21 protein-coding genes are annotated in these 21211 nt (G+C 68.4%); 11 read left to right on the top strand and 10 right to left on the bottom strand.

Annotation, left to right across the window (positions count from 1 at the left end; translation table 11 throughout):
- The 3 genes from nuoL to NO998_RS05860 are packed head-to-tail and all read left to right on the top strand — an operon-like array spanning position 1 to position 5099.
- A complete protein-coding gene (gene nuoL, locus NO998_RS05870) occupies positions 1 to 2085 on the top strand; it encodes an NADH-quinone oxidoreductase subunit L (protein ID WP_267646151.1) in 2085 nt (694 codons plus the stop codon).
- Positions 2086 to 3615 (top strand): complex I subunit 4 family protein, encoded by a 1530-nt coding sequence (locus NO998_RS05865; protein ID WP_267646150.1) that lies wholly within the window; start codon positions 2086 to 2088, stop codon positions 3613 to 3615.
- Positions 3615 to 5099, top strand: a complete 1485-nt coding sequence (locus NO998_RS05860; RefSeq protein WP_267646148.1) for an NADH-quinone oxidoreductase subunit N — start codon at positions 3615 to 3617, stop codon at positions 5097 to 5099. Before NO998_RS05865 ends, NO998_RS05860 begins: the two co-directional genes overlap by 1 nt.
- 28 nt (positions 5100 to 5127) lie before the next feature.
- Here the strand turns inward: NO998_RS05860 and NO998_RS05855 are convergent, their stop codons facing one another.
- Positions 5128 to 5526, bottom strand: coding sequence for a DUF7522 family protein (locus NO998_RS05855; RefSeq protein WP_267646147.1), 399 nt, complete (start codon positions 5524 to 5526; stop codon positions 5128 to 5130).
- An 84-nt stretch (positions 5527 to 5610) separates the two neighbouring features.
- Here NO998_RS05855 and NO998_RS05850 point away from each other — a divergent pair, with 84 nt between their 5' ends.
- The 5 genes from NO998_RS05850 to NO998_RS05830 all read left to right on the top strand — a co-directional run bounded on the left by NO998_RS05850 (position 5611) and on the right by NO998_RS05830 (position 10670).
- On the top strand, positions 5611 to 6090 hold the full coding sequence (locus tag NO998_RS05850) for a YbaK/EbsC family protein (protein ID WP_267646145.1): 480 nt from the start codon (positions 5611 to 5613) through the stop codon (positions 6088 to 6090).
- Between the two features lie 70 nt (positions 6091 to 6160).
- The gene (locus tag NO998_RS05845; RefSeq protein ID WP_267647190.1) at positions 6161 to 7318 is read left to right on the top strand and encodes a FecCD family ABC transporter permease; all 1158 of its coding nucleotides are present in this window, start codon (positions 6161 to 6163) and stop codon (positions 7316 to 7318) included.
- Positions 7315 to 8187: an ABC transporter ATP-binding protein gene (locus NO998_RS05840; protein ID WP_267646137.1), complete on the top strand. Its 873-nt coding sequence runs from the start codon at positions 7315 to 7317 to the stop codon at positions 8185 to 8187. The genes NO998_RS05845 and NO998_RS05840 overlap by 4 nt, the downstream gene beginning before the upstream one ends.
- 68 nt (positions 8188 to 8255) lie before the next feature.
- Entirely contained in the window at positions 8256 to 8537 is a 282-nt protein-coding gene (locus NO998_RS05835) for a DUF7967 family protein (RefSeq protein ID WP_267646136.1), read from the top strand.
- A complete protein-coding gene (locus NO998_RS05830; RefSeq protein ID WP_267646135.1) occupies positions 8538 to 10670 on the top strand; it encodes an acetate--CoA ligase family protein in 2133 nt (710 codons plus the stop codon).
- An 18-nt stretch (positions 10671 to 10688) separates the two neighbouring features.
- Here the strand turns inward: NO998_RS05830 and NO998_RS05825 are convergent, their stop codons facing one another.
- The 4 genes from NO998_RS05825 to NO998_RS05810 all read right to left on the bottom strand — a co-directional run bounded on the left by NO998_RS05825 (position 10689) and on the right by NO998_RS05810 (position 14617).
- Positions 10689 to 11810, bottom strand: a complete 1122-nt coding sequence (locus tag NO998_RS05825; RefSeq protein WP_267646134.1) for a M24 family metallopeptidase — start codon at positions 11808 to 11810, stop codon at positions 10689 to 10691.
- A gap of 65 nt (positions 11811 to 11875) precedes the next feature.
- Complete coding sequence (locus tag NO998_RS05820; RefSeq protein WP_267646132.1) at positions 11876 to 12673, bottom strand: CBS pair associated ParBc domain-containing protein; 798 nt, start codon at positions 12671 to 12673, stop codon at positions 11876 to 11878.
- Positions 12674 to 12716: 43 nt separating this feature from the next.
- A complete protein-coding gene (locus NO998_RS05815; protein ID WP_267646130.1) occupies positions 12717 to 14285 on the bottom strand; it encodes a DHH family phosphoesterase in 1569 nt (522 codons plus the stop codon).
- 44 nt (positions 14286 to 14329) lie between these two features.
- Complete coding sequence (locus tag NO998_RS05810; protein WP_267646129.1) at positions 14330 to 14617, bottom strand: transcriptional regulator; 288 nt, start codon at positions 14615 to 14617, stop codon at positions 14330 to 14332.
- Between the two features lie 97 nt (positions 14618 to 14714).
- On the opposite strand from NO998_RS05810, the gene NO998_RS05805 reads away from it, so the two are divergent.
- Positions 14715 to 15683 carry a nucleotidyltransferase family protein gene (locus NO998_RS05805; protein ID WP_267646128.1) on the top strand — a complete coding sequence of 323 codons (969 nt, stop codon included), beginning with the start codon at positions 14715 to 14717 and terminating at the stop codon, positions 15681 to 15683.
- A 2-nt stretch (positions 15684 to 15685) separates the two neighbouring features.
- Positions 15686 to 15919 carry a DUF7542 family protein gene (locus NO998_RS05800; protein ID WP_267646127.1) on the top strand — a complete coding sequence of 78 codons (234 nt, stop codon included), beginning with the start codon at positions 15686 to 15688 and terminating at the stop codon, positions 15917 to 15919.
- Positions 15920 to 15956: 37 nt separating this feature from the next.
- Here the strand turns inward: NO998_RS05800 and NO998_RS05795 are convergent, their stop codons facing one another.
- The 4 genes from NO998_RS05795 to NO998_RS05780 form a co-directional block, all read right to left on the bottom strand.
- On the bottom strand, positions 15957 to 17600 hold the full coding sequence (locus NO998_RS05795) for a Na+/H+ antiporter NhaC family protein (RefSeq protein WP_267646126.1): 1644 nt from the start codon (positions 17598 to 17600) through the stop codon (positions 15957 to 15959).
- Positions 17601 to 17809: 209 nt separating this feature from the next.
- Positions 17810 to 18520, bottom strand: coding sequence for a diphthine--ammonia ligase (locus NO998_RS05790; protein WP_267646125.1), 711 nt, complete (start codon positions 18518 to 18520; stop codon positions 17810 to 17812).
- 72 nt (positions 18521 to 18592) lie between these two features.
- Positions 18593 to 19561, bottom strand: a complete 969-nt coding sequence (locus tag NO998_RS05785) for a phosphoadenosine phosphosulfate reductase family protein (protein ID WP_267646124.1) — start codon at positions 19559 to 19561, stop codon at positions 18593 to 18595.
- Positions 19562 to 19678: 117 nt separating this feature from the next.
- A complete protein-coding gene (locus tag NO998_RS05780; RefSeq protein ID WP_267646123.1) occupies positions 19679 to 20140 on the bottom strand; it encodes a hypothetical protein in 462 nt (153 codons plus the stop codon).
- Positions 20141 to 20237: 97 nt separating this feature from the next.
- Here NO998_RS05780 and NO998_RS05775 point away from each other — a divergent pair, with 97 nt between their 5' ends.
- A complete protein-coding gene (locus NO998_RS05775; protein WP_267646122.1) occupies positions 20238 to 20597 on the top strand; it encodes a HesB/IscA family protein in 360 nt (119 codons plus the stop codon).
- A 21-nt stretch (positions 20598 to 20618) separates the two neighbouring features.
- Here the strand turns inward: NO998_RS05775 and NO998_RS05770 are convergent, their stop codons facing one another.
- Positions 20619 to 21179 carry a DUF7110 family protein gene (locus tag NO998_RS05770; protein ID WP_267646121.1) on the bottom strand — a complete coding sequence of 187 codons (561 nt, stop codon included), beginning with the start codon at positions 21177 to 21179 and terminating at the stop codon, positions 20619 to 20621.
- Between the last annotated feature and the right edge of the window lie 32 nt (positions 21180 to 21211).

The following is a 21211-nucleotide window of genomic DNA, read 5'->3' as shown; positions in this document are numbered from 1 at the left end:
ATGGCAGGAGCTTTCGACTACGCCGTGGCGATCGCGTTGTTACCGTTCCTCTCGTTCTGTCTCGCGGTCGGTGTCGCCCTCTCGGGGCGGGACCTGCTGCCGAAGGGGGGTGCCCTCCCCGGGATCGCGGCGACCGCCGGGTCGCTCGTGCTCTCGGCGTGGATGTTCTTCTCGGTCAGTAACGGCGAGACACACAACGAGACGTTCTACACGTGGGCCGCCGGCGAGGCGGCCACCGGCAGCCTGAGTGAGCCGCTGACGCTCACCTTCGGGGTCCTGATCGACCCGCTGTCGTCGATGATGCTGCTCATTGTCTCGCTGGTCGCGCTGCTGGTCCACGTGTTCTCGCTCGGCTACATGAACGACGAGGGCGAGACGGGCCTCCCCCGGTACTACGCCGGCCTCGGCCTGTTCACCGCCTCCATGCTCGGGTTCGTCCTCGCGGACAACCTCCTCATGGCGTTCATGTTCTTCGAACTGGTGGGGCTCTGTTCCTACCTCCTGATCGGCTTCTGGTTCCGCCGTGAGGGGCCGCCCAGCGCCGCGAAGAAGGCGTTCCTCGTCACCCGTTTCGGGGACTACTTCTTCCTGATCGGCGTGGTGGCGGTGTTCGCCACGTTCGGCACCGCGAAGTTCGCGGGCGAGCACTCGTTCCCGCATCTCGCCGAACAGGCGATCAACGGCGAAGCGACGGTCAACACCTTCCTCGGACTCGGCCCCGAGATGTGGTTCACCGCGATCGGCCTGCTGGTGCTGGGTGGCGTGATCGGGAAGTCCGCCCAGTTCCCGCTGCACACGTGGCTCCCCGACGCGATGGAGGGTCCGACGCCGGTCTCGGCACTGATCCACGCGGCGACGATGGTCGCGGCCGGTGTCTACCTCGTCGCCCGGATGTACGGCTTCTACGCGCTGTCGCCGACCGCACTGGCGATCATCGCGCTCGTCGGCGCCTTCACGGCGCTGTTCGCGGCGACGATGGGGCTCGTGAAAAACGAGATCAAGCAGGTGCTCGCGTACTCGACCATCTCCCAGTACGGCTACATCATGCTGGGGCTGGGCGCCGGCGGCTACGTCGCCGGCACGTTCCACCTGCTCACCCACGCCTTCTTCAAGGCGCTGCTGTTCCTCGGCGCGGGGTCGGTCATCATCGCGATGCACCACAACGAGGACATGTGGGAGATGGGCGGCCTGAAAGACCGGATGCCTGTCACCTACTACACGTTCCTCGCGGGTTCGCTCGCGCTCGCGGGCATCGTCCCCTTCGCCGGCTTCTGGTCGAAAGACGAGGTGCTCTACGAGGCGCTCGTCCACGGCCTCGGCACCACGAGCGGCCTCGGCACCGCGCTGCTGGTCGCCTACGGGATGGGCCTGATCGCGGTGCTGTTCACCGGTTTCTACACGTTCCGGATGGTGATGCTCACCTTCCACGGTGAGCCCCGCTCCGACACGGCCCGCGAGGCTTCGGAGGGTGGCTGGAACGTCAAGATCCCGCTGGTCGTGCTGGGGCTCCTAGCGACGACCATCGGGTTCGTCAACATGGTCCCGGTCAAGGACCTGACCGGTGCGGAGATCGACTTCCTCCACAAGTGGCTCTACGGGACGGAGGGCGCCGGCTGGGCCGAGACGCTCGGTACCAGCGGCTACCACTACCACCACCTGCTGTTCGCCGACTACGGCGCCGGCATGGCGGCGGCGGAGCTGCCGTCGTACCTGGTGGGACTGCTCTCGCTGGCGCTCGCGCTGTTCGGCGCCGGCTCGGCGTACGTCCTCTACGGCGGCGCCGACCCCGAGCCCCACACCGAGAAGCTCGGAAGCCTGCGTGACGTGCTGTACAACAACTACTACCAGGACGAGTACCAGGTCTGGCTGGCCGAGCGGGTCGTCATCCCGCTCTCGAAGGCCGCGGACGTGTTCGATCAGGCGGTCGTCGACGGCGTCGTCAACGGCGTCTCGAGCGTCAGCCTGTTCGGCGGCTCCCGACTCAAGCGGATCCAGGACGGGCTGGTGACTCACTACGCCGCGATGCTCACCCTCGGGCTGACGGTGTTGCTCGTCGGGTTCGCGATCTACGGAGGGTGGTTCTGAATGCTAATCGAGACGCTCATCGGCTTCGCGTTCGTCGCCGCGCTGGTCACGTTCCTCGTCCCTGACGAGGTCGCCGGCCGCGTCGGCGCCGCGCTGAGCCTCGTCCCGCTTGCCGGGACGCTCTGGATGTGGGCACAGTTCGACGGGAGCGGGAACGCCCTCACGGGCGGCCAACTCGCGTTCGAGACACGCTTCGACCTGCTGACCCTCTCGGGCTATCAGGTGCAGTGGTTCTCCGGCGTGGACGGGATCAGCCTGCCGCTGGTCGTGCTGACGGCGTTCCTGACGACGCTCGCAATCGTGAGCGCGTGGACGCCGATCGACAGCCGCCAGTCGCAGTTCTACGGGCTGATGCTGTTCATGGAGGCGAACCTGCTGGGGATGTTCACCGCACTGGACTTCTTCGTCTGGTTCGTCTTCTGGGAGGCGACGCTGCTGCCGATGTACTTCCTGATCGGCGTGTGGGGCGGCCCGCGCCGGAAGTACGCGGCGATCAAGTTCTTCGTCTACACGAACGTGGCGAGCCTCCTGATGTTCGTCGGCTTCATCGCGCTCGTCTTCGGCGGCCTCGGCGACAGCATCGACACGCTGTCGCTGCCCGCCGTGGCGATGGCGCTCGACGCCGGCGGCAACCTCGGGTCGTTCATGGGGCTCGCCCCCGGGACGCTGAAACTGGTCGCGTTCGTCGCGATGTTCGTCGGGTTCGCGGTGAAGGTGCCCGTCGCCCCGTTACACACGTGGCTGCCGGACGCTCACGTGCAGGCCCCCACGCCGGCCTCGGTGATGCTGGCTGGGGTGCTCCTGAAGATGGGGACCTACGCGATGCTGCGGTTCAACTTCACGCTGCTGCCCGACGTGGCGTCCGATCTCGCGATCGTGATCGCCGCGCTCGGGGCGTTCTCCGTGATCTATGGCGCGATCCTCGCGCTGGCACAGGAGGACCTCAAGCGGATCGTCGCCTACTCGTCGGTGTCGTCGATGGGCTACGTGCTGCTCGGACTGGTGGCGTTCACCGAGTTCGGCATCGCGGGCGCGACGTTCCAGATGATCGCCCACGGCCTGATCTCCGGGCTGATGTTCATGGCCGTCGGCGTCATCTACAACACCACCCACACCCGGATGGTCGGCGACATGTCCGGGCTCGCAGACCGGATGCCCGTCACGGTGGGCATCCTGATCGCCGGCGCCTTCGGCTACATGGGGCTGCCCCTGATGGCCGGCTTCGCTGGCGAGTACTTCATCTTCGTCGGTGCGTTCCACTCGACGGTCATCCCGAGCGCGCCGCTGTTCACCGCGGCGGCGATGTTCGGCATCGTCATCGTGGCGGGCTACCTGCTGCTGGCGATGCAGCGCACCCTGTTCGGGCCGTTCAGCCTCGACGCCGACTACGAGGTCGGCCGGGCGGCGTTCCACGACGTGGCACCGCTGGCGGTGCTGCTGTTCGCGGTCATCGCCCTCGGGGTCTACCCTGACCTGTTCTTCGACATGATCCTGGACGCGATTGCCCCGCTGGTCGGAGGTGGTGCCTGATGGTGACGGTACCGCCGATGACCCCGACGTTCCTGCTGGGGTTCACGGCGCTTGCAGTGTTGCTCTACGACAGCGTGTGGCCCGAGGAGACCGACGGGAGCGTCCTCACCGGGATCTCCGTCGTCGGCTCGCTGGCCTCGCTGGCGACCGCCGGCTGGTTCCTCACGGCCGACACCGGGCTCGTGAGCGGCGGCATGTCACTCTACGCCGATGCGGTCGTCGTCGACGGCATGTCGCTGTTCTTCACGGCGCTGTTCGCGGCGGTGACGGTGCTTGTCACCCTCGCGTCCTACGACTACTTCGCCGGGAAGGGCAACCGCGGCGAACTCTACGGGCTCGTGCTGCTGGCGGCGACCGGGATGTCGCTGATGGCCAGCGCGAACTCGCTGGCGACGGCGTTCATCGCGCTCGAACTCGCCAGCCTGCCGTCCTACGCGCTCGTCGCGTTCCTGAAGGGGGACCGCGGGAGCAGCGAGGCCGGCCTGAAGTACTTCCTGATCGGCGCGCTCTCGTCGGCCATCTTCGTCTTCGGGATCTCGCTGGTCTACGCCGCGACCGGGTCGCTGGTGCTGCCCGACGTGGCGGCGGCGTTCCAGGGCGGCCTCGGCGGCCGTGCCGGCGTCGCCAGCGTCGGCGTCCTGCTGATCGCCGGCGGCGTGGCGTACAAGACCGCCTCGGTGCCGTTCCACTTCTGGGCGCCCGAGGCCTACGAGGGCGCACCCGCGCCGGTCTCGGCGTTCCTCTCCTCGGCCTCGAAGGCCGCAGGGTTCGCGCTCGCGTTCCGCGTGTTCGTCGAAGGGTTCCCGCTGGGGGCCGCGGCGAGCGCCGGGATCGACTGGGCGCTGCTGTTCCAGGTGCTCGCGGTGGCGACGATGGTGCTCGGTAACTTCGCCGCGGCTACCCAGGAGAAGGTCAAGCGGATGCTCGCGTACTCCTCGATCGGACACGCGGGCTACGTCCTGATCGGGCTGGCCGCCATCTCCGCACAGGCGAGCACCAACGGCGACGTGATGGGCGCCGCGATGGCCCACCTGTTCGTCTACGGCTTCATGAACACGGGCGCGTTCCTGTTCGTGGCGCTCGCGGAGAACTGGGGGGTCGGCCGCCGGTTCGAGGACTACAACGGACTGGGCGCCGAGAAGCCCTTCGCCGCGGTGGCGATGACGGCGTTCCTGTTCTCGCTCGCCGGCGTTCCGCCGCTGGGCGGCTTCTTCTCGAAGCTGTTCCTGTTCACGGGCGCCATCGACGCCGGCCTCTGGTGGCTGGTGGTGATCGCGGTGATCAACAGTTCGCTCTCGCTGTTCTACTACTCCCGCGTCGTGCGGGCGCTGTGGTTCGAGGAGGGCGACCACGACCTCGATAGCGCGCCGACCGCGCTGTACGCCGCGCTGGCGATCGCGCTGGTCGGGACCGTCGCGCTGCTGCCCGGCTTCGGCCCGGTGATCGAGATCGCACAGGAGGCCGCGACGGCGCTGTTCGCCTGATCGGTCTCTCCCCTTTTCGAAAAGCCGCTCACTCGCCGATGATGCCCGTGACCGCCGCCGAGAGTTCCGTCTGGCGATCCATCTTGATCCCGCCCGTCGTCGCGACGACGCTGGTCTCGCCCACCTCGATCCGAGTCACGTAGCCGCCCTCGAACTCGTGGACCGTACAGCCGGCTTCTGGCGCCGCCCGTCGGCCGCCATCGGCGCACACCGTTGATCGCTCGGAGGAGTCGGCGGCCATCGCCTCGTGGACGTCCTCGTCGGTGCCCGGTTGAAGGTCGCTTCGCCGGTAGACCGTCCCGCGGTGGTCGGGTCCGTTGATGCTCACGCTCCGGAGGCGGTCGCCGACGACGCCCCGACAGGCGTGTTCGAGCGCGCGCAACCGGGGATCGGTTCGGTCGGCCGGGTCGATCGTACGCTGTGGCATGTTCACAAGTAACATGGTTATTCGTAATCAATCTATCGGCGAGGTCCCCGTCAGATCCAAACCCCTCGTGGGCCAGCGGGGAGTATGCACGCTCGCGTCACGGAGTTCGTCGAGACCGCCGAGGACCGCTATGGGCTGGCCATCGAGCCGGTCGAGTTCCCCGAGAAGGGGACCCCGACAGCCGCCGACGCGGCCGAGGCGGTTGAGTGTGAGATCGGACAGATCGTCAACAGCCTCGTGTTCGACGTTGACAGCCAGCCCGTACTCTGTCTGACTTCCGGCGCCGAGCGCGTCGACGAGGCCGCGCTCGCGGCGTGGGCCGACTGTGAAGTCGACGACGTATCGATGGCGTCCCCCGAACTGGTCCGCGAGGCGACGGGCTGGGCCATCGGCGGCGTCCCACCGATCTGCCACGAGACCGACCTCACGACGCTTCTGGACCCCGCACTACTCGATTACGACACGGTCTGGGCCGCTGCGGGGACACCCACGTCGATGTGGGCGATCGATCCCGAACGACTCCGCGAGATCGCCGGGGCGACGGTCGTGTCGTTCACCGAGTGAGGGTGACTGGATCACCGGACCGCTAGCCTTATAGCTATTTAGGGCTGCCTAAAGTACATGCAAGGTGCGGGTGTTCGCCGTGGCAAGTGAGACACGGGAGGCGGGCGCCGAACTCCGTTCGGCGGTGTCGTGGATCGATTCGGGGCTCGCCGCGCTGATCCTCGGGAGTTGTGCCATCGTCACCGTCGCCGGGCTGGTACAGGTGAGCTTCGGGACCTACACCATGTCCATCGCCGATGCGTGGTACGCCGTCGTCGACCCACAGGTGTGGACGAACCCGGGATACATGCTGCAGTTGTTCCTCGGCGACTGGCTCGGTGGGGGGGTCGCCCAACTGTTCGGGCTCTCGACGGCGCCGCCCGACCTCTCGCGTAAGACCCTGATCGTGTGGGGGATTCGGCTGCCGCGCGTTATCGTCGCCGTGCTGGTGGGGGCGAACCTCGCCATCTCCGGGGCAGTGTTTCAGGCGGTGACCCGCAACGAACTCGCCTCGCCGTTCATCCTCGGCGTCTCGGCGGGTGCGGGGCTGGCGATCCTGCTCACGCTCGTCGTGTTCACCGGGCTGGCGGCGTTCCTCCCGCTGATCGCCGCCGGTGGGGGCGCCGTCGCGTTCGGCCTCGTCTACGCCATCGCGTGGAAGGGCGGTACCAACCCCGTACGGCTGGTGCTCGCCGGCGTGATCGTCTCGACGGTGTTCGGGTCGCTCCAGACGGGTCTCTTTTTCTTCACCGAAGACCTCGGCGTCGTCCAGTCGGCCATCTCGTGGACCACGGGGTCGCTCACCGGCGTCGACTGGGAGCAGGTCCGCATCGCGCTCCCGTGGACGGTGCTGTTCACCGTGCCGCTGACGCTGCTCGGCGCCCGTCAGCTGAACGTCCTGCTCCTCGGGGAGCGCACCGCCCGCTCGCTGGGGATGTCCGTCGAGCGCGTTCGGTTCGCGCTCTCGGCGGTCGCCGTGCTCGCGGCCGGCACCGCCATCGCCGTCGCCGGCATCGTGAGCTTCGTCGGCCTCATCGTCCCACACATGGTCCGGCAGTTGGTCGGCTCCGACTACAAGCGCGTGGTCCTCGGGAGCGTCTTCGCCGGCCCCGCGTTGGTGACCGTCGCCGACGTGGGCGCGCGGCTGGCCGTGCCGGGGACCCAACTCCCCGTCGGCATCGTCACGGGGCTCGTCGGCGGCCCGTACTTCCTCTACCTGATGCGCAGAACGGAGGTCGGTCAACTGTGAGCAAAGGAGAACCTACCGACACGACCGGGGGTATCGACACGAACACCGAGGGCGGCCTCGATGCGGACGCCGACGGGCCCTCACCGCCCGAACTGGAAGCGAAGGAGCTCGCCCTCTCCTACGACGCCGGCGAACCGGTCGTCGAACTCGACCGGCTGACCGTCCCCGCCGGCGAAGTGACGGCGCTCGTCGGCCCCAACGGCAGCGGGAAGTCGACGCTGCTGAAGTCGATGAACGCCGAACTCACCCCGGAGTCCGGCACGGTGTACTTCGACGGCGACGACGTGCAGTCCTACGGGACGAGCGAGCTCGCCACGAAGCTCGGGCTGCTCGCCCAGCAGAACGACGCCCCGGCGTCGACGACGGTCCGGGACCTGGCAGCACACGGCCGCTACCCCCACCGCGGGTTCTTCGAGGGGCTGAGCGAGGCGGATCACGAAGCGATCGACCGTGCTCTCGAACGCGTCGGCATCGAGGACCTCGGCGACCGCCCCGTCGGCGGCCTCTCGGGCGGGCAACAGCAACTGGCCTGGCTCGCGATGACGTTCGCACAGGAGACCGACGCGCTGCTGCTCGACGAGCCGACGACGTACCTCGACCTCCACCATCAACTTCGGGTGCTCCGTGCGGCCCGCCAACTGAACGAGGAGCGCGGGGTCACGGTCTGTGTCGTCCTCCACGACATCGGGCAGGCCGCCCGCTTCGCGGACAACCTCATCGCGCTCAAGGACGGCACCCCCTACGAGTGGGGCCCACCCGACGAGGTTGTCACGCCGGACCTGCTCGAGGAAGTGTTCGGGGTCGAGGCGGAGGTCGGATTCGGCCCCGAGGGGCCGACCATCGTCCCGCGGAAGCCCGTCGAGGAGTGATCGGCGACCGGTGCTGATGGGGACGCTCGGCCTGAAGGGTTTTCCTGTCGCCGCCCTACCCCTCGGTAATGCCCGCATCCGACGACGACACCGTCCGCGTCTGGCTCGTCGAACGCACCTACTCCGACGACGAGCAGAACATCGTCATCCTCGTCTACGCCACCCCCGACGGCGAGCGCTACCTCCGGAAGGAGCGTGCGCTCACCTCCTTCGGCGACCGGCGGGACACCACCGCCGGCATCGACGCTGACCCGGGGAACCTCGGTGAGACCGACGACGAGGACCGCGACCGCTACGCCGAGGAAGCCCAGCGGATGGCCGCCGAACACGACCCGGAGGACACGATCTGAATGGCCGAGACGACTGCTCACTGCGCCCCGCCGTCGCTCGCCGGGCTGTTCGACCCCGACCACGTGGCCGTCGTCGGCGCCACTGAGCGGGAGGGCGCGGTCGGCCGAGCGATCACCGAGAACCTGCTCGACGGCTTCGACGGCGAAGTCTCGCTCGTGAACCCGAACCACGAGCGGCTGTTCGGCCGCGAGTGCCGAGCCAGCGTGGCCGACACCGGCGCCGACGTGGCCGTGATCGCGGTCCCCGTGGAGGTGGTGTTCTCGGTGTTGGAAACGTGCGGGGAGGCAGGGATCCGGAACGCGATCATCGTCACCGCCGGCTTCGGCGAGCGTGGCGAGGCGGGAAAGCGCCGCGAGGACCGACTCCGCGACCTCGCCGCGGAGTACGGGCTGAACGTCGTCGGGCCGAACTGTCTGGGCGTGGTCTCGACGCCGGCGGGGATGAACGCCAGTTTCGGCCCGAACAAAATCCACACGGGTTCGATCTCCTTTCTCTCCCAGTCGGGCGCGTTCGTTACGGCGGTGCTCGACTGGGCGGCCGCCGAGGGGATCGGGTTCCGACACGTGGTCTCGCTGGGCAACAAGGCCGTCCTCGACGAGACCGACTTCCTGCGGTTCTGGGGCGCCGACGAGGGCACCGACGTGGTCGTCGGCTACCTCGAGGACGTAGCCGACGGCCGGGGGTTCATCGACGCGGCACGCGAGGTGACGACCGAGGCAGACACCCCGATCGTGATCGTGAAAGCCGGGCGCTCGGAGGCCGGTGCCGCGGCCGCGGCCAGCCACACCGGCGCCATGACCGGCAGCGACGACGCCTACGTCGCCGCGGCCAAGCAGGCGGGGATACTCCGAGCGGGCACGATGGGTGAGCTGTTCGACGCCGCCGGCGTGCTCGCCGGCCAGCCGGTTCCCGACAGCGGGACCATCGCGGTCGTCACCAACGCCGGCGGCCCGGGCGTGCTCGCGACCGACGCCGTCGGGGACTCGACGCTCTCCATGGCCGACCTCGCCCCCGAAACCGAGTCCGCACTCGCCGACCACCTCCCCCCGGGCGTCGACATCGCCAACCCCGTCGACGTGATCGGCGACGCCGGCGTCGAGCGGTTCCGGAACGCCCTGGAGACGGTCCTCGGTGCCGACGAGGTGGGCGCCGTCGTCGCCGTCGCCGCCCCGACGGCGATGCTCGACTACGACGAACTGGCCGACGCCGTCGTCGACGCGACCGAGGGGAGCGACACCCCGATCGCGGCCTGCCTGATGGGCGGCGAGCGCACCGAGGCGCCCGAACGAACCCTGACGGGCGCGGGGATCCCCTGCTACGTCGAACCCTCGCGAGCGGTCCGGGCCGTCGACACGCTCGCACGCCACGGGCGCTTTCGGGACCGTCCCTACGAGCCGCCGGCGACGTTCGGGGACGTGGACCGCGAGCGGGCCCGGGAGATCATCGCCCGCGGCGCCGAGCGCGGGAACGGTAGCCTCGGCGTCGAGTCGATAGCCCTCCTCGACGCGTACGGGATCCCCACGCCGGCCGGTGGACTGGCCGAGTCACCCGAGGCGGCCGCCGAGTTGGCCGCCAGTATCGGCGAGCCGGTCGTGATGAAGGTCGTCAGCCCCGAGGCGACCCACAAGTCGGACTTCGGCGGCGTCGAAATCGGCGTCGACCCCGCGGACGCGGCGGCGACCTTCGAGACGCTCGCCGATCGGCTCGCGGAACACCGGCCCGACGCGTCCCTGACCGGCGTCCGGGTCGAAGAACGACTCGACACCGACCGCGGCGTCGAGACCATCGCGGGTGTGAGCCGCGACCCGGGGTTCGGCCCGCTGGTGCTGTTCGGGCTCGGCGGCGTCTTCGTTGAGGTGATGGAGGACACCAGCCTCCGGATCGCCCCCGTTTCCGAACGCGAGGCCCGGACGATGACCGAGGAGATCACCGCCGCACCGCTGCTCCGGGGGGCACGCGGGCGCGAGCCCTCGGACCTCGACGCCGTCGTCGAGACGATCTGTCGGCTCGGGCAGTTGGCCGCCGAGTTCCCCGCGATCGAGGAACTGGACGTGAACCCCCTGATCGCGCTGCCCGACGGCGCCGTCGCCGCCGACCTGCGACTCAGGGTCGATCCGGCGAAACTCGACTGATCGGCGGCCGGGCCCCGGTCAGCACTCCCAGCCGTGGTCGGTCTCGTTCAGCCGCTCACAGCCGTCCTCGGTGACGACGAGGAGGTCCTCGACCCGGACCCCGAACTCCCCGGGCAGGTAGATGCCCGGCTCGACGCTGAACACCATCCCCGGCTCCAGTTCGCGGTCGTTGCCCTCGACGATGTACGGCTCCTCGTGAACGTCGAGGCCGACGCCGTGACCCGTGCGGTGGATGAACTCCTCGCCGTAGCCCGCGTCCTCGATCACGTCGCGGGCGGCCGCGTCGACGGCCTCGGCGGTCACACCGGGTTCGACGGCCTCGACGCCGGCCCGCTGTGCCTCCTGTACGACCGTGTGGACCTCCCGAACCGCCTCGCTCGGCTCGCCGCCGAAGACGAGCGTCCGGGTCTGGTCGGACGGGTAGCCGTCCACCCGGGTGCCGAAGTCCAGAACGACCGGCTCGCCGGCCTCGATCTCCCGGTCGCTGTGGTGGTGGTGGGGTTTCGCGCCGTTCGGGCCCGAGCCGACGATGGTGTCGAAGGAGACGCCGGTGCCGCCGTTGGCCTCCAGTCGCGCCTCGATCTCGTCGGCGAGTTCGGCCTCGGTCATGCCGACGGCGTCCTCGCCCAGTTCTCGGAGGTCACGGACCGTCTCGTCGGTGACGGCGCCGGCACGGCGCATGGCGTCGATCTCCGCGTCGTCCTTCCGGACCCGGAGGGCACCGACCACCTCGCTCGCGAGCCCGAACGTCGCGCCGGGGAGCGCGGCACGGAGGTCCTGCGTGAACAGCGCCCACATCGTGTCGTCGACAAGCACGTTGCCGCCGACGAGGCCGATCTCCTCGGCGATGTCGGCGATCCGGGGGACTGGGTCCTCGGCGTCGTCCCACGTGCGCACGTCGTCGACCCACGACGCCTCGCCGATCTGTTCGCTCGAAAGTGCGGGCACGAAGAACACTGGCTCGCCCTCGGCGGGGACGAACAGCAGCAGGTGGCGCTCTGCGGGGTCCTCGGAGTAGCCCGCGAGGTAGCGGAGGTTCCGGCTGGGGAACAACACGAGTCCGGCGTCGCCGCGCTCGCGGAGGCGCTCCTGTGCGGCACGGGTCCGACGTTCGAAGGTCGCTGGCTCGGCGTCGCTCATGCCCCGACCGTACGCGGCCGGCGAGGAATAGCTGCCGGCTCCCCGGGCGCTACCGGCGGTGGGCGCTACTGGAGGCGCTTGGTCGTCTCGATCAGCGGGTGGCGCGCGTAGTCGACGACCGCCACGTCGTCGATGGAGGTCAGGCCCTCCTTTTTCGCGGTCCGCTCCATCCCCAGCGTGACCGGGTCGTCGGCCTCGACGACGATGACGTAGGCGTCCATCTCCTCGATCCCGAGTCGGTCGGCGGCGAGCGCTCGGTGGTGGCCGTCGGTCAACAGCAGGAGTTCCTTCCGCCCGGTCGCGTTGGCGATGACCACCAAGGGCTCGGCCAGCCCGTGGTCGAGTTCGTAGCTCCGACCTTCGAGTTCGTCGGCGTACACCCGGCCCTGCGTGGGGATCAGGTCGTCCAGGCGGACGGTCCGGCGCTCCTGTCTGACACGCACGTCGTGGATGTGCTGGAGCGTCTCCATCAGTTCGCCGACCTTCTCGGGGGTGGCCCGTTCGATCTGGCTCCGAACCACATCGGTGTTGGAGATGATCCCCGCGAGGTTCCCCGCGTCGTCGACGACCGGGAGCTTCTGGATCCCCGACCGCAGGATCACCCGGGCGGCGTCGGTCACGTCCATCTCCGGGTGGGCGACGACGATGTCCTCGACCATCACCGTGAAGATGGGGGCGTTCTCGTCGGCCAGCAGGAGGTCACGGGCCGAGACGAACCCCTCGACAGTGCGGCCGTCGACCACCGGGAAGCCGTTGTGATCGCTCTCGACGATCCGTTCGGCCACCTCCCGAACCGTGTCGTCGGCGTCGACGGTCGCTACCTCCCGGGTCATGTACTCCTTGACCCGCGCTTTAGCACTCATTACCGACCGTTGGGGACGCCCGACGAAAAAGGGGCAGGTGCGATCAGGCGTCGGCGTCGTCTGAGCCGGCACCGTCGCCGTCGTCCACGTCGTCTGAGGCGGCACCGTCGTCCGCGCCGGTCGCGGCCTGCTCACGCTCGTCGTGCGGAACCGCGAGCGACGCCGCCCCCTCCGGGGCGTAGTCGTACTCGAGTCCGTCGTCGGCCGCCGGCGCGTCGGGGGCGTCCGAGAGGGCGTCGAAGAAGCGTTCGTCGACGACCTCCCAGACGACCTCGGTCAGCGAGCCAGTCAGGTCCGGACCGGTCTCGGCGAGGATGCCCAGCGGGATCTGTGCGCCGGCCATGTCCGCGTGGCCGCCGGCGTCGCCGATGGCGCCGAAGGCGTCCCGCAGCGTCTCACCGAGGTCGAGGCCGGAGCCACGCGCCCGCCCGGAGACGTAGATGGTCTCCTCCATGAAGCCGTAGACCAGCGTGATCTGGACGCCTTCCATGTCGAGTAAGCGTTCGGCGGCCTGTGCGAGCGCGTCGCGGTCGCGGATCTCCCCGACACACGTCGAGAGCGCGCCGTCGCGGACGGTGCGGTTCTCGATGGCGCTGGCGAGCACCGAGAGCGTCTCGATCGAGAGGCTCGGCGACTCCACCCGCGAGAGAGTGTCGGCGTCGACGGCGGGGATCAGCGACGCGGCGGCGGCGAAGTCCGCCCCGGAGACCTCCCGCGTGAACTCCTTGGTGTCGACCTGGATGCCGTACAGCAGCGCCGTCGCGGTCGTCGTGTCCGGGGGAACGTCGAAGCGGTCGAGGTACTCCGTCAACAGCGTGCTGGTGGCGCCGACGCCGCTGCGCAGGTCGACGAACTCGCCGTCGACGGGCCCCCGTGGCGGGTGGTGATCGATCACCACGTCGATCTCGGTCTCCTCCGGGAGGCTGTCGTTGATCCCCGGCCGGGAGTGATCGACGAGGGCGACGCCGCCGTACTCCTCGATGTCGCCGTTTTCGAGGTGGATCAGCGGCAGGTCGAGGAGGTTCACCAGCGCGCGGTTCTCCTGGTGACTGATCTCGCCGTGGTAGCAGGGCCTGGCGTCGACGCCGATCCGGTCAGCGAGTTTACACAGCGCGATCGCGCTGGCGATCGCGTCGGGGTCGGGGTTGTCGTGGGCGACGACCGCGACCGGTTCCTCGGCGGCGAGGAGTGCCGCGCGGAGGCCGCGGGCGCGTTCGCTCTCGAAGCCGACGGTGCGGTCGAGGACCTGGTCGGCGATGGCGGCGGTAGGGTCGATCAGTTCGTCGGCGACCGCCGCGAGTTCCTCGACGGTGTCCGGTGCGGCCCCCTCGCCGGTGTAGACGATCAGCATCGCGTCGGGGAGCGCCTCCCGGGCCGCGACGGCGACCTCGCGGTTCCGCTCGGGGTCGTCGCTGGCGACGAGGACGACGCCGGCGTCCGGGGCGTGGGCTGCCGGGTCGGTCGTATCGCCCTCGATGGCGCCGATGCCGGCCTCGCGCAGGCTCTCGGCGCGGGCAGCGTCGTCGCTCACGACGATGGAGCCGTCGTCACCGAGCCGCTGGAGGAGGTCGAATCCGACTCCGCCACAGCCCAGCACCAGCCGGGTGACCATACCGTTGGCTGTCGGTGCGTGCGGGAAAGCCTTGCCGTCGGCGGCTAGGGCGACTCCACCAGCAGCCGGGGCTGGGTCAGCCGTTCACACTTACACTCTGGACACCGACTCGGCGCCGACAGCGGGTCGTCGAACCCCGAGAACCCACACTCCTTGCACTCCGGTGGCGCCACGAGGAGCTGTTCCGACTCGCTTTCGAGGCTCTTGGCGACGTGGCGGGCGTGGTCGTAGACGGTGTTCGTGGGGACGCCGAGCTGTTTCGAGAGCTCACGGGGGGTCGCCGGCGCCCCGCGGATGGCGTCGACGATCCGTTGGCGGGTGGTCGTCTCCATACCCCTCCTTGGTGGGCCGGTGACAAACGCCTTTCCCGGCGGCCTCAGCGCCGACGATGGAAAAAGGGTTTACCCCGGCCCCGGCAACGACGAGGGTATGAAGGCAATCGTCCTCGCGGGCGGCTACGCGACGCGCCTCTGGCCCATCACCCGCAATCGTCCGAAGATGTTCCTCCCCGTCGGCGAGGGAACAGTCATCGACGACGTGTTCGCCGATCTCGAAGCCGACGACCGTGTCGACGAGGTCTACGTCTCCACCAACGAGCGCTTCGGCGATGACTTCGAGGAGTACCTCGCGGACAGCGAGTTCGAGAAGCCGGTCGTCTCCGTCGAGGAGACCGTCGAGGAAGACGAGAAGTTCGGCGTCGTCGGCGCGCTGGCCCAACTCATCGACCGCGAGGGAATCGACGACGACCTGCTGGTCGTCGCCGGGGACAACCTCATCTCCTTCGACCTCGGGGAGTTCGCCGACTTCTTCGAAGAGAAGGGGAGCCCGTGTCTGGCGGCCTACGACGTCGGGTCGACGGCCCAGGCCAGTTCATACGGACTCGTCCAACTGGACGGCGACAGGGTCGTCGACTTCCAGGAGAAACCAGCCGAGCCAAAGAGCACGCTCGTCTCCATCGCCTGCTACGCGTTCCCCCAGGAGACGCTCCCGAAGTTCGACGACTACCTCGCTGGGGAGAACAACCCCGACGAGCCCGGATGGTTCATCCAGTGGCTCCAGTCCCGCGAGTCGGTCCACGCCTTCACCTTCGACGGCGCGTGGTTCGACATCGGCACGCCAGAGAGCTACCTCGAAGCCGTGGCGTGGAAGCTGGGTGGCGACAACCTCATCGCCGACGACGCCACCGTCGACGCCGACCTCGGCGAGAACGTCCACGTGATGTCCGGCGCGACCGTCGAGGACAGCGAACTCGACCGCAGCGTGATCTTCGGGGACGCGACCATCGTCGACTCGACGCTCTGTGGGTCGATCGTCGACGAGTCGAGCTACGTCGAGGGGCTCGACCTCTCGGGGGCACTCGTGGGCGCTCACTCCGAGATCGCCGACCGGGAGGAGTGACGATGGCCACCGGTGCGACGGTCACCTGTCCGGACTGTGGGCTGGAGCGGGCCTTCGACTCGCTGGGGGACGCACGGGCGTTCATCGAGGACCACCGAACTGAGACGGGCCACGAGGCCACGTGGCAACTCGGTCGGCTCGCCGCCGGCGTCGAGCGCGCCGGCGACGAAGCCGGCGTCTGTGGCAGCCCGGACTGTACGGACACGGACTCCCCGCTGTATCAGGGCGAGAACTGAAAGACGGCCGCTGAAAACTGCGGAACGGCGCGGGCGATCAGTCGTCGGCCGGGGACGACCGGCGCTCGCTCTTCGGCGCCCGCGGCAGCACTCCTTTGCGGTTGGCGTCCCACTCCGAGAGCCCGTAGACCAGGCCGTAGAGAATGCCCACACCGACCGGCAGGAGGACCAGGGGCGTGATCCGGGTGACACCCCAGACCAGCAGCATCGTCATCGCCACGAGGATCACCGTCACCGCGTAGTAGATCTGGGTCCGGACGTGGTCGATGTGGTCGGCGCCGGTGAACGTCGAGGAGAGGATCGTCGTGTCCGAGATCGGCGAGCAGTGGTCGCCGAAGATGGCGCCGCTGAACACGGTCCCGACCGCGACCGGCAGGAGTTCGGGGGTGTTGCCGCCGATCTCCCACGCCAGCGGGATCGCGATCGGCGTCACGATGGCCATCGTCCCCCACGAGGTACCGGTCGCGAAGGCGATCACCGCCGCCGCGAACAGGATCACCACGGGCAGGAGCGTGGGGCTCACGATGGACTCTGCGATGCTCGTGACGTAGACCCCGGTCCCGAGCGTCCCGGTGACGCTGCCGATGGTCCACGCCATGATGAGGATCGAGATGGCGGTCAGCATCATGCTGAACCCGTCGATGACGGTCTCCATCGCCTCCTCGATATCCATCAGGCCGCTGCCGACCCCCGACAGGAGGCCGACGGCGACCATGGTGAACGAGCCCCACTGGAGCGCGTCGACGAACGCGGCGTTGTCCACGATGTCGATGAACGCCGCACCCGAGCCGGCACCGGCCAGCCCGGTGTAGGCGGCCCCACCGAACACGACCAGGATCAGCGCGCCCACGGGAAGCAGGAAGAAGCGCAGTTGGGGCGTCTCGGTCACCACGTCGCCGAGGCTCTCCTCGGCGCTCTGCATCGGCGTCGCGTCGTCACGGAGCACCTTCCCCTCCTTCCACGAGCGGTGTTCGGCGTCGAGCATCTCGCCGAAGTCACGCTGGGTGAGGACGATGATCCCCACCATGACCACCGCGAAGATGCAGTACATGTTGAACGGGATGCTCTGAAGGAAGACGCCGAACGAGCCGGGCGCTTCGCCGGCGATCCCGGCGGCCTGATAGCCCTGCTCGATCATGCTGAGTTGGTAGACGACCCAACTCGAGATGCCGAACGTCGCGACCGGCGCGGCCGTCGAGTCGATGATGTAGGAGAGCTTCTCCCGGGACATCCGCATCTTATCGGCCATGTCCCGCATCGTCGTGCCGACGATGGCGGTGTTGGAGTAGTCCCCGAAGAACCAGAGCATGCCGAAGATCCACGTCGCCAGCCCGACTTTCCGCTGTGAGTCGAGCCGCGAGGTGGCGGCGTTGGCGATGGCCAACGCCCCGCCCAACCGCCAGATGAGCGCGACACCCGCGCCGAGGAACATGACGATGGTCATGATCTTGGCGTTGAACAGGCTCGCACCGATCGATTCGGCGGTCCACGTCAACGTCGTCACGACGCCCATGCCGCCCGTGTAGATGATCGCCCCGGACCAAACCCCCAGGAACAGCGAGAGAATGGCCCGTCGGGTGATCATCGCGAGCGCGATGGCCAACAGCGGCGGCACCAACGAGAGCGCGCCGAAGTTCTCCGACTGGAGCGGCGCCGCCGCGAGCACGCCGGGGTCAACCATGGATCCCCTCCGAGGCTCCACGTGGGCTCCGTGTCGCAGCCGGCTGCACGCACGATTCGTCGTCGTGATAGCGGCAGGGGATGGATCGATGTGACATGCGTTACCTCACGTCTTGACCTGTGGTTAGTGCTTATGGATAAATCCATCGGTGGTGAGTAGCAGGTCAGTCGGAATCGGTTTCGACTCGGTCGTCCCCGAGCCCCGTCAGTTCACTCCAGCCACGCGTCCTCGACGACGACGTGGCCCCTGGAGCCCTCCCACGTCGTGGAGAGGTCCCACTCGATCCGCCGGTCCATGTGCGGGCCGTCGACGACGTACGTCTCGAACTCCCCGCCTTCACCGAGTACGTGGACACCGTACTGGTCGTTGAGTTCACGGAGGTCGGCCAGCGCGTCGGTGTCCAGTCGGCGCCCGAGCCACGACTCGTCGAGGCCGGCGGCGGCGACCTGCACGATACGGATGTCGAAGCCCGCGTCGATCATCTCCGTGGCGAGCGTCTCGGGGTCGCGCTGCCAGAGCGGCGCGAACAGGTCGATACCGAGGCGGTCACAGAGCCCCTGAATGCGGGAGGTCTGGAACTCGCTCTCGACGGCGCCGGCGGTGACGCCAGTGAGGTCGAACTCGGGGTCCTCGGCCATCGCCGTCAGCGCTGCCTCCAGCGGTTCGAGTTCGGCGTCGCCCTGCGCGCCGGCGTCGACCACGTCGTCGGCGCCGAAGTCGTCGGGTTCGACCTCCGTCAGCGGGAGGGCGATGCTCTCAGCGGCGAGACTCGCCAGCCGGGTGGCCGGCGTGTGGTACATGTAGGAGTCCCCGGCGGGATGGACGGTCAGCAGTCGGCCGACGTCGAGACCCTCCTGTTGGGCGCGATAGAGCGCCCACGAGGAGTCCTTCCCGCCCGAGAAGAGGCTCACCCAGCTCATGTCCCCGCCGAGTCGGGCCACGGCTAAACGGGCACCGGTTCGGTGGCCAAAAAAGGGGCTACTGGTCGCGCGTTACATGTAGCCCAGGTCGCGGAGGCGCTCCATGAGGTCCTCCTTGTCCTGAGCGCGGCCGGCGCGTTCGGTGGTGTTCTCTAAGTCCTGGTGCCACGCGGGCTCGTCCTCGCTCTTCTCGGTCGAGACCTCCGAGCCGAGCGAGCGGAAGCCGGCGAAGTACTTGGGGGAGACCGGGATGTCGTCCTGCGTCAGCCCGTTGGGCAGGTCGTCGGCGTTGTCGGGGACGTAACCCTCCTCGGGGTAGCCCTCGACGGTGTCCGGCACGACGTAGTGCCAGAAGGCGTCCCAGACCGCGCGCTCGTCGAACTGCAGGATCGGCTGGATGCGGTCGTGGGGCGGGTAGATGTCGGGGTCGTGGCGCGGGCTGAAGAACGTCTCGTCGGCGCGGGCTTCCTGTTCGTCCCAGCGCACGCCCGAGATGATGCCGTCGATGTTCAGCTCCTCGATGGCGTTGTTCAGCGGCACCGTCTTGAGCAGGTGGTTACCCACGTACGTGTCGAGCAGGAACGGGAACGTGTCCTCCTCGTACTCGAGGATGTTCCGGATGTGGTGGGTGTTCTGCTCGTTGAGTTCGGAGATCTCGATGTCGTCACCGGGGGTGAGACCGTGCTCGTCGACGTAGGCGCCCACGTCGTCGTTGCGGGCGAAGTGGACGTCGAGGTCCCACTCGTCGGCCCAGTGCTCGACGAAGTCGATGAGTTCGTCGAAGTGCTGGTAGTGGTCGAGGAACACCGCGGGGGGGACTTCGAGGTCGTGGCGCTCGGCGACCTCCTTCACGAAGTAGAGGGTGAGCGTGGAGTCCTTGCCGCCGGTCCACATGATCGCGGGGTTCTCGTACTCCTCGAGGCCCTGTTTGGTGACCTCGATGGCCTTCTCGATCTTGTGCTGGAGGCTCGGATAGTCCTCGGGGGACTCGCCCTCGCCGTCCGTGTAGTCGACGTTCAGGTAGTCAGGGAACTCGCTCATCGGCTAATTACATGTAATTACGGGGCCCTCAAAGTTCTTGTGCCCGATCCGTCGCTTTGTGCGCCGTCGACGCCGACTGAGAGGGTCCGATAGTGGCCTTCGGCTGGCCTCAGTCGGTCACTCCGGCGAGCCCGGGTCGTCGATCCAGCTGTAACACCGGAAGCGGCCGTCGTCGTCGCCGGTCAGCATCGACTCCGGCACGAAGCCGGCGTCGCCCCGCGAGCCGACCTTCTCGCCGCACCCGTCGTCAACGAACATCTCTTTCGCCGACAGGCGGAGCGTGAGTTCGAGTTCCCCGCGGTGGTTCTCGTCGGGGTCGAACGAGATCTCGACCGCTCGTGGCCCGACGCCGAAGGTGGTGAACCCCTCCGCGGCCTCGACCCCGAGATCGTGGCTCGCGAGCGCGCCGGCGACAGCCTCGGCGACGGCTTGCATCCCCTCGCGGTCGGTCTCCATCGAGAGGTCGAACGAGCCATCCGAGTCGATACGGCCCTCCTCGAAGCTGATCGTGGGGTACTGGAGGTCGGCCTCGGGAAGTGCGTGTCCCGGGTCGTCCCCCTCCGGCAGGTCGTCGCTCATGGCCGGGTCTCCTGCCCCCGACACCGAGAACGTTCGGGTACGCCGGCGCTTTCGGTCGCCGGCCTTATGTCCGGGGGTTCGGTAGCTGTCCCAGTCGATGAGCGAACACGGAACGATCGGGGACCCGGCGCCGACGATCAGCCTCTCGGACGCCGCCGACGAGCGGGTCGCGTCGCTGTTGCGTGAGGAAGGCTACGACCCGTCGACGGCCGGCCTCCGCGTCGCCGTCGAGCGCGGCGGCTGTGCCGGACTGTCCTACCGGTTCGATCTGGTCGCGTCGGCCGGCGACGCCGCCGTCGTCGACCGTTCCGGGGTCGGGGTGTTCGTCGACCCGGCGGCGACGCCGTACGTCGACGGCGTCCGCATCGAACTGACCGACTCCGCACACGGGCGGGGCTTCCGGATCGAGAACCCGAACGCGAGCGAGCAGTGTGGCTGTGGGCTCTCGTTCAGGTAGCCGAGAAGACGGACCGCTCGATCAGCTGATGAACTCGTTGTCACGCCAGTTGACGCCGCCGTCCTCCCCGTTACCTTGGCGGGGGTTCTCGACGACCTCGACGCTGGCCGGGCGCTCTTCGCCCTCGACGATCCGAACCGCTTGCAGGTCGTCGTCGCGTTCGAGCACCGCCGTCAGGGTACCCTTCTCGGAGAGCAGCGCGAGTTCTCGCAGGACGAGGAACATCGGGAAGCGGAGCGCGCTGTTCTGGAGTACCGTCTCGCGGTCACCTTTGAAACAGGCGAACTCGACGAGCTCGGACGGGATCTCCTCTTCCTCTTCTTGGCCCCACGTCGGGGCGGTCTTGGGCGGTTCCTCCTCGTAGACCCGCGTCTCGGAGACGCTGGCTTTCAGCTGTGCCGTCGGGGTGTACTTCCCGATATCGGCGTCTTCGGCGATAGCCTTCAGGATGAGGGTGTTGTTGCGCCGCGTGAGTTCGACGTCGTCGATCTCCGGCGGGAGTTCTGGGTCTTCGAGGAACTCTTCGAGATCTTCGAGTGGCAGTTCGAGGGTCGAATGCAGTCGGAATACGCGACCAGTCATTTGTGGGTGTGGGATGGGATTGGTGTGGGTGT

Origin of the sequence: Halolamina litorea, assembly GCF_026616205.1 — an archaeon.
GTDB classification, from domain to species: Archaea; Halobacteriota; Halobacteria; order Halobacteriales; family Haloferacaceae; genus Halolamina; species Halolamina litorea.
The sequence above is the reverse complement of the archived record's forward strand: the minus strand, read 5'-3'. Positions and strand labels throughout refer to the sequence as shown.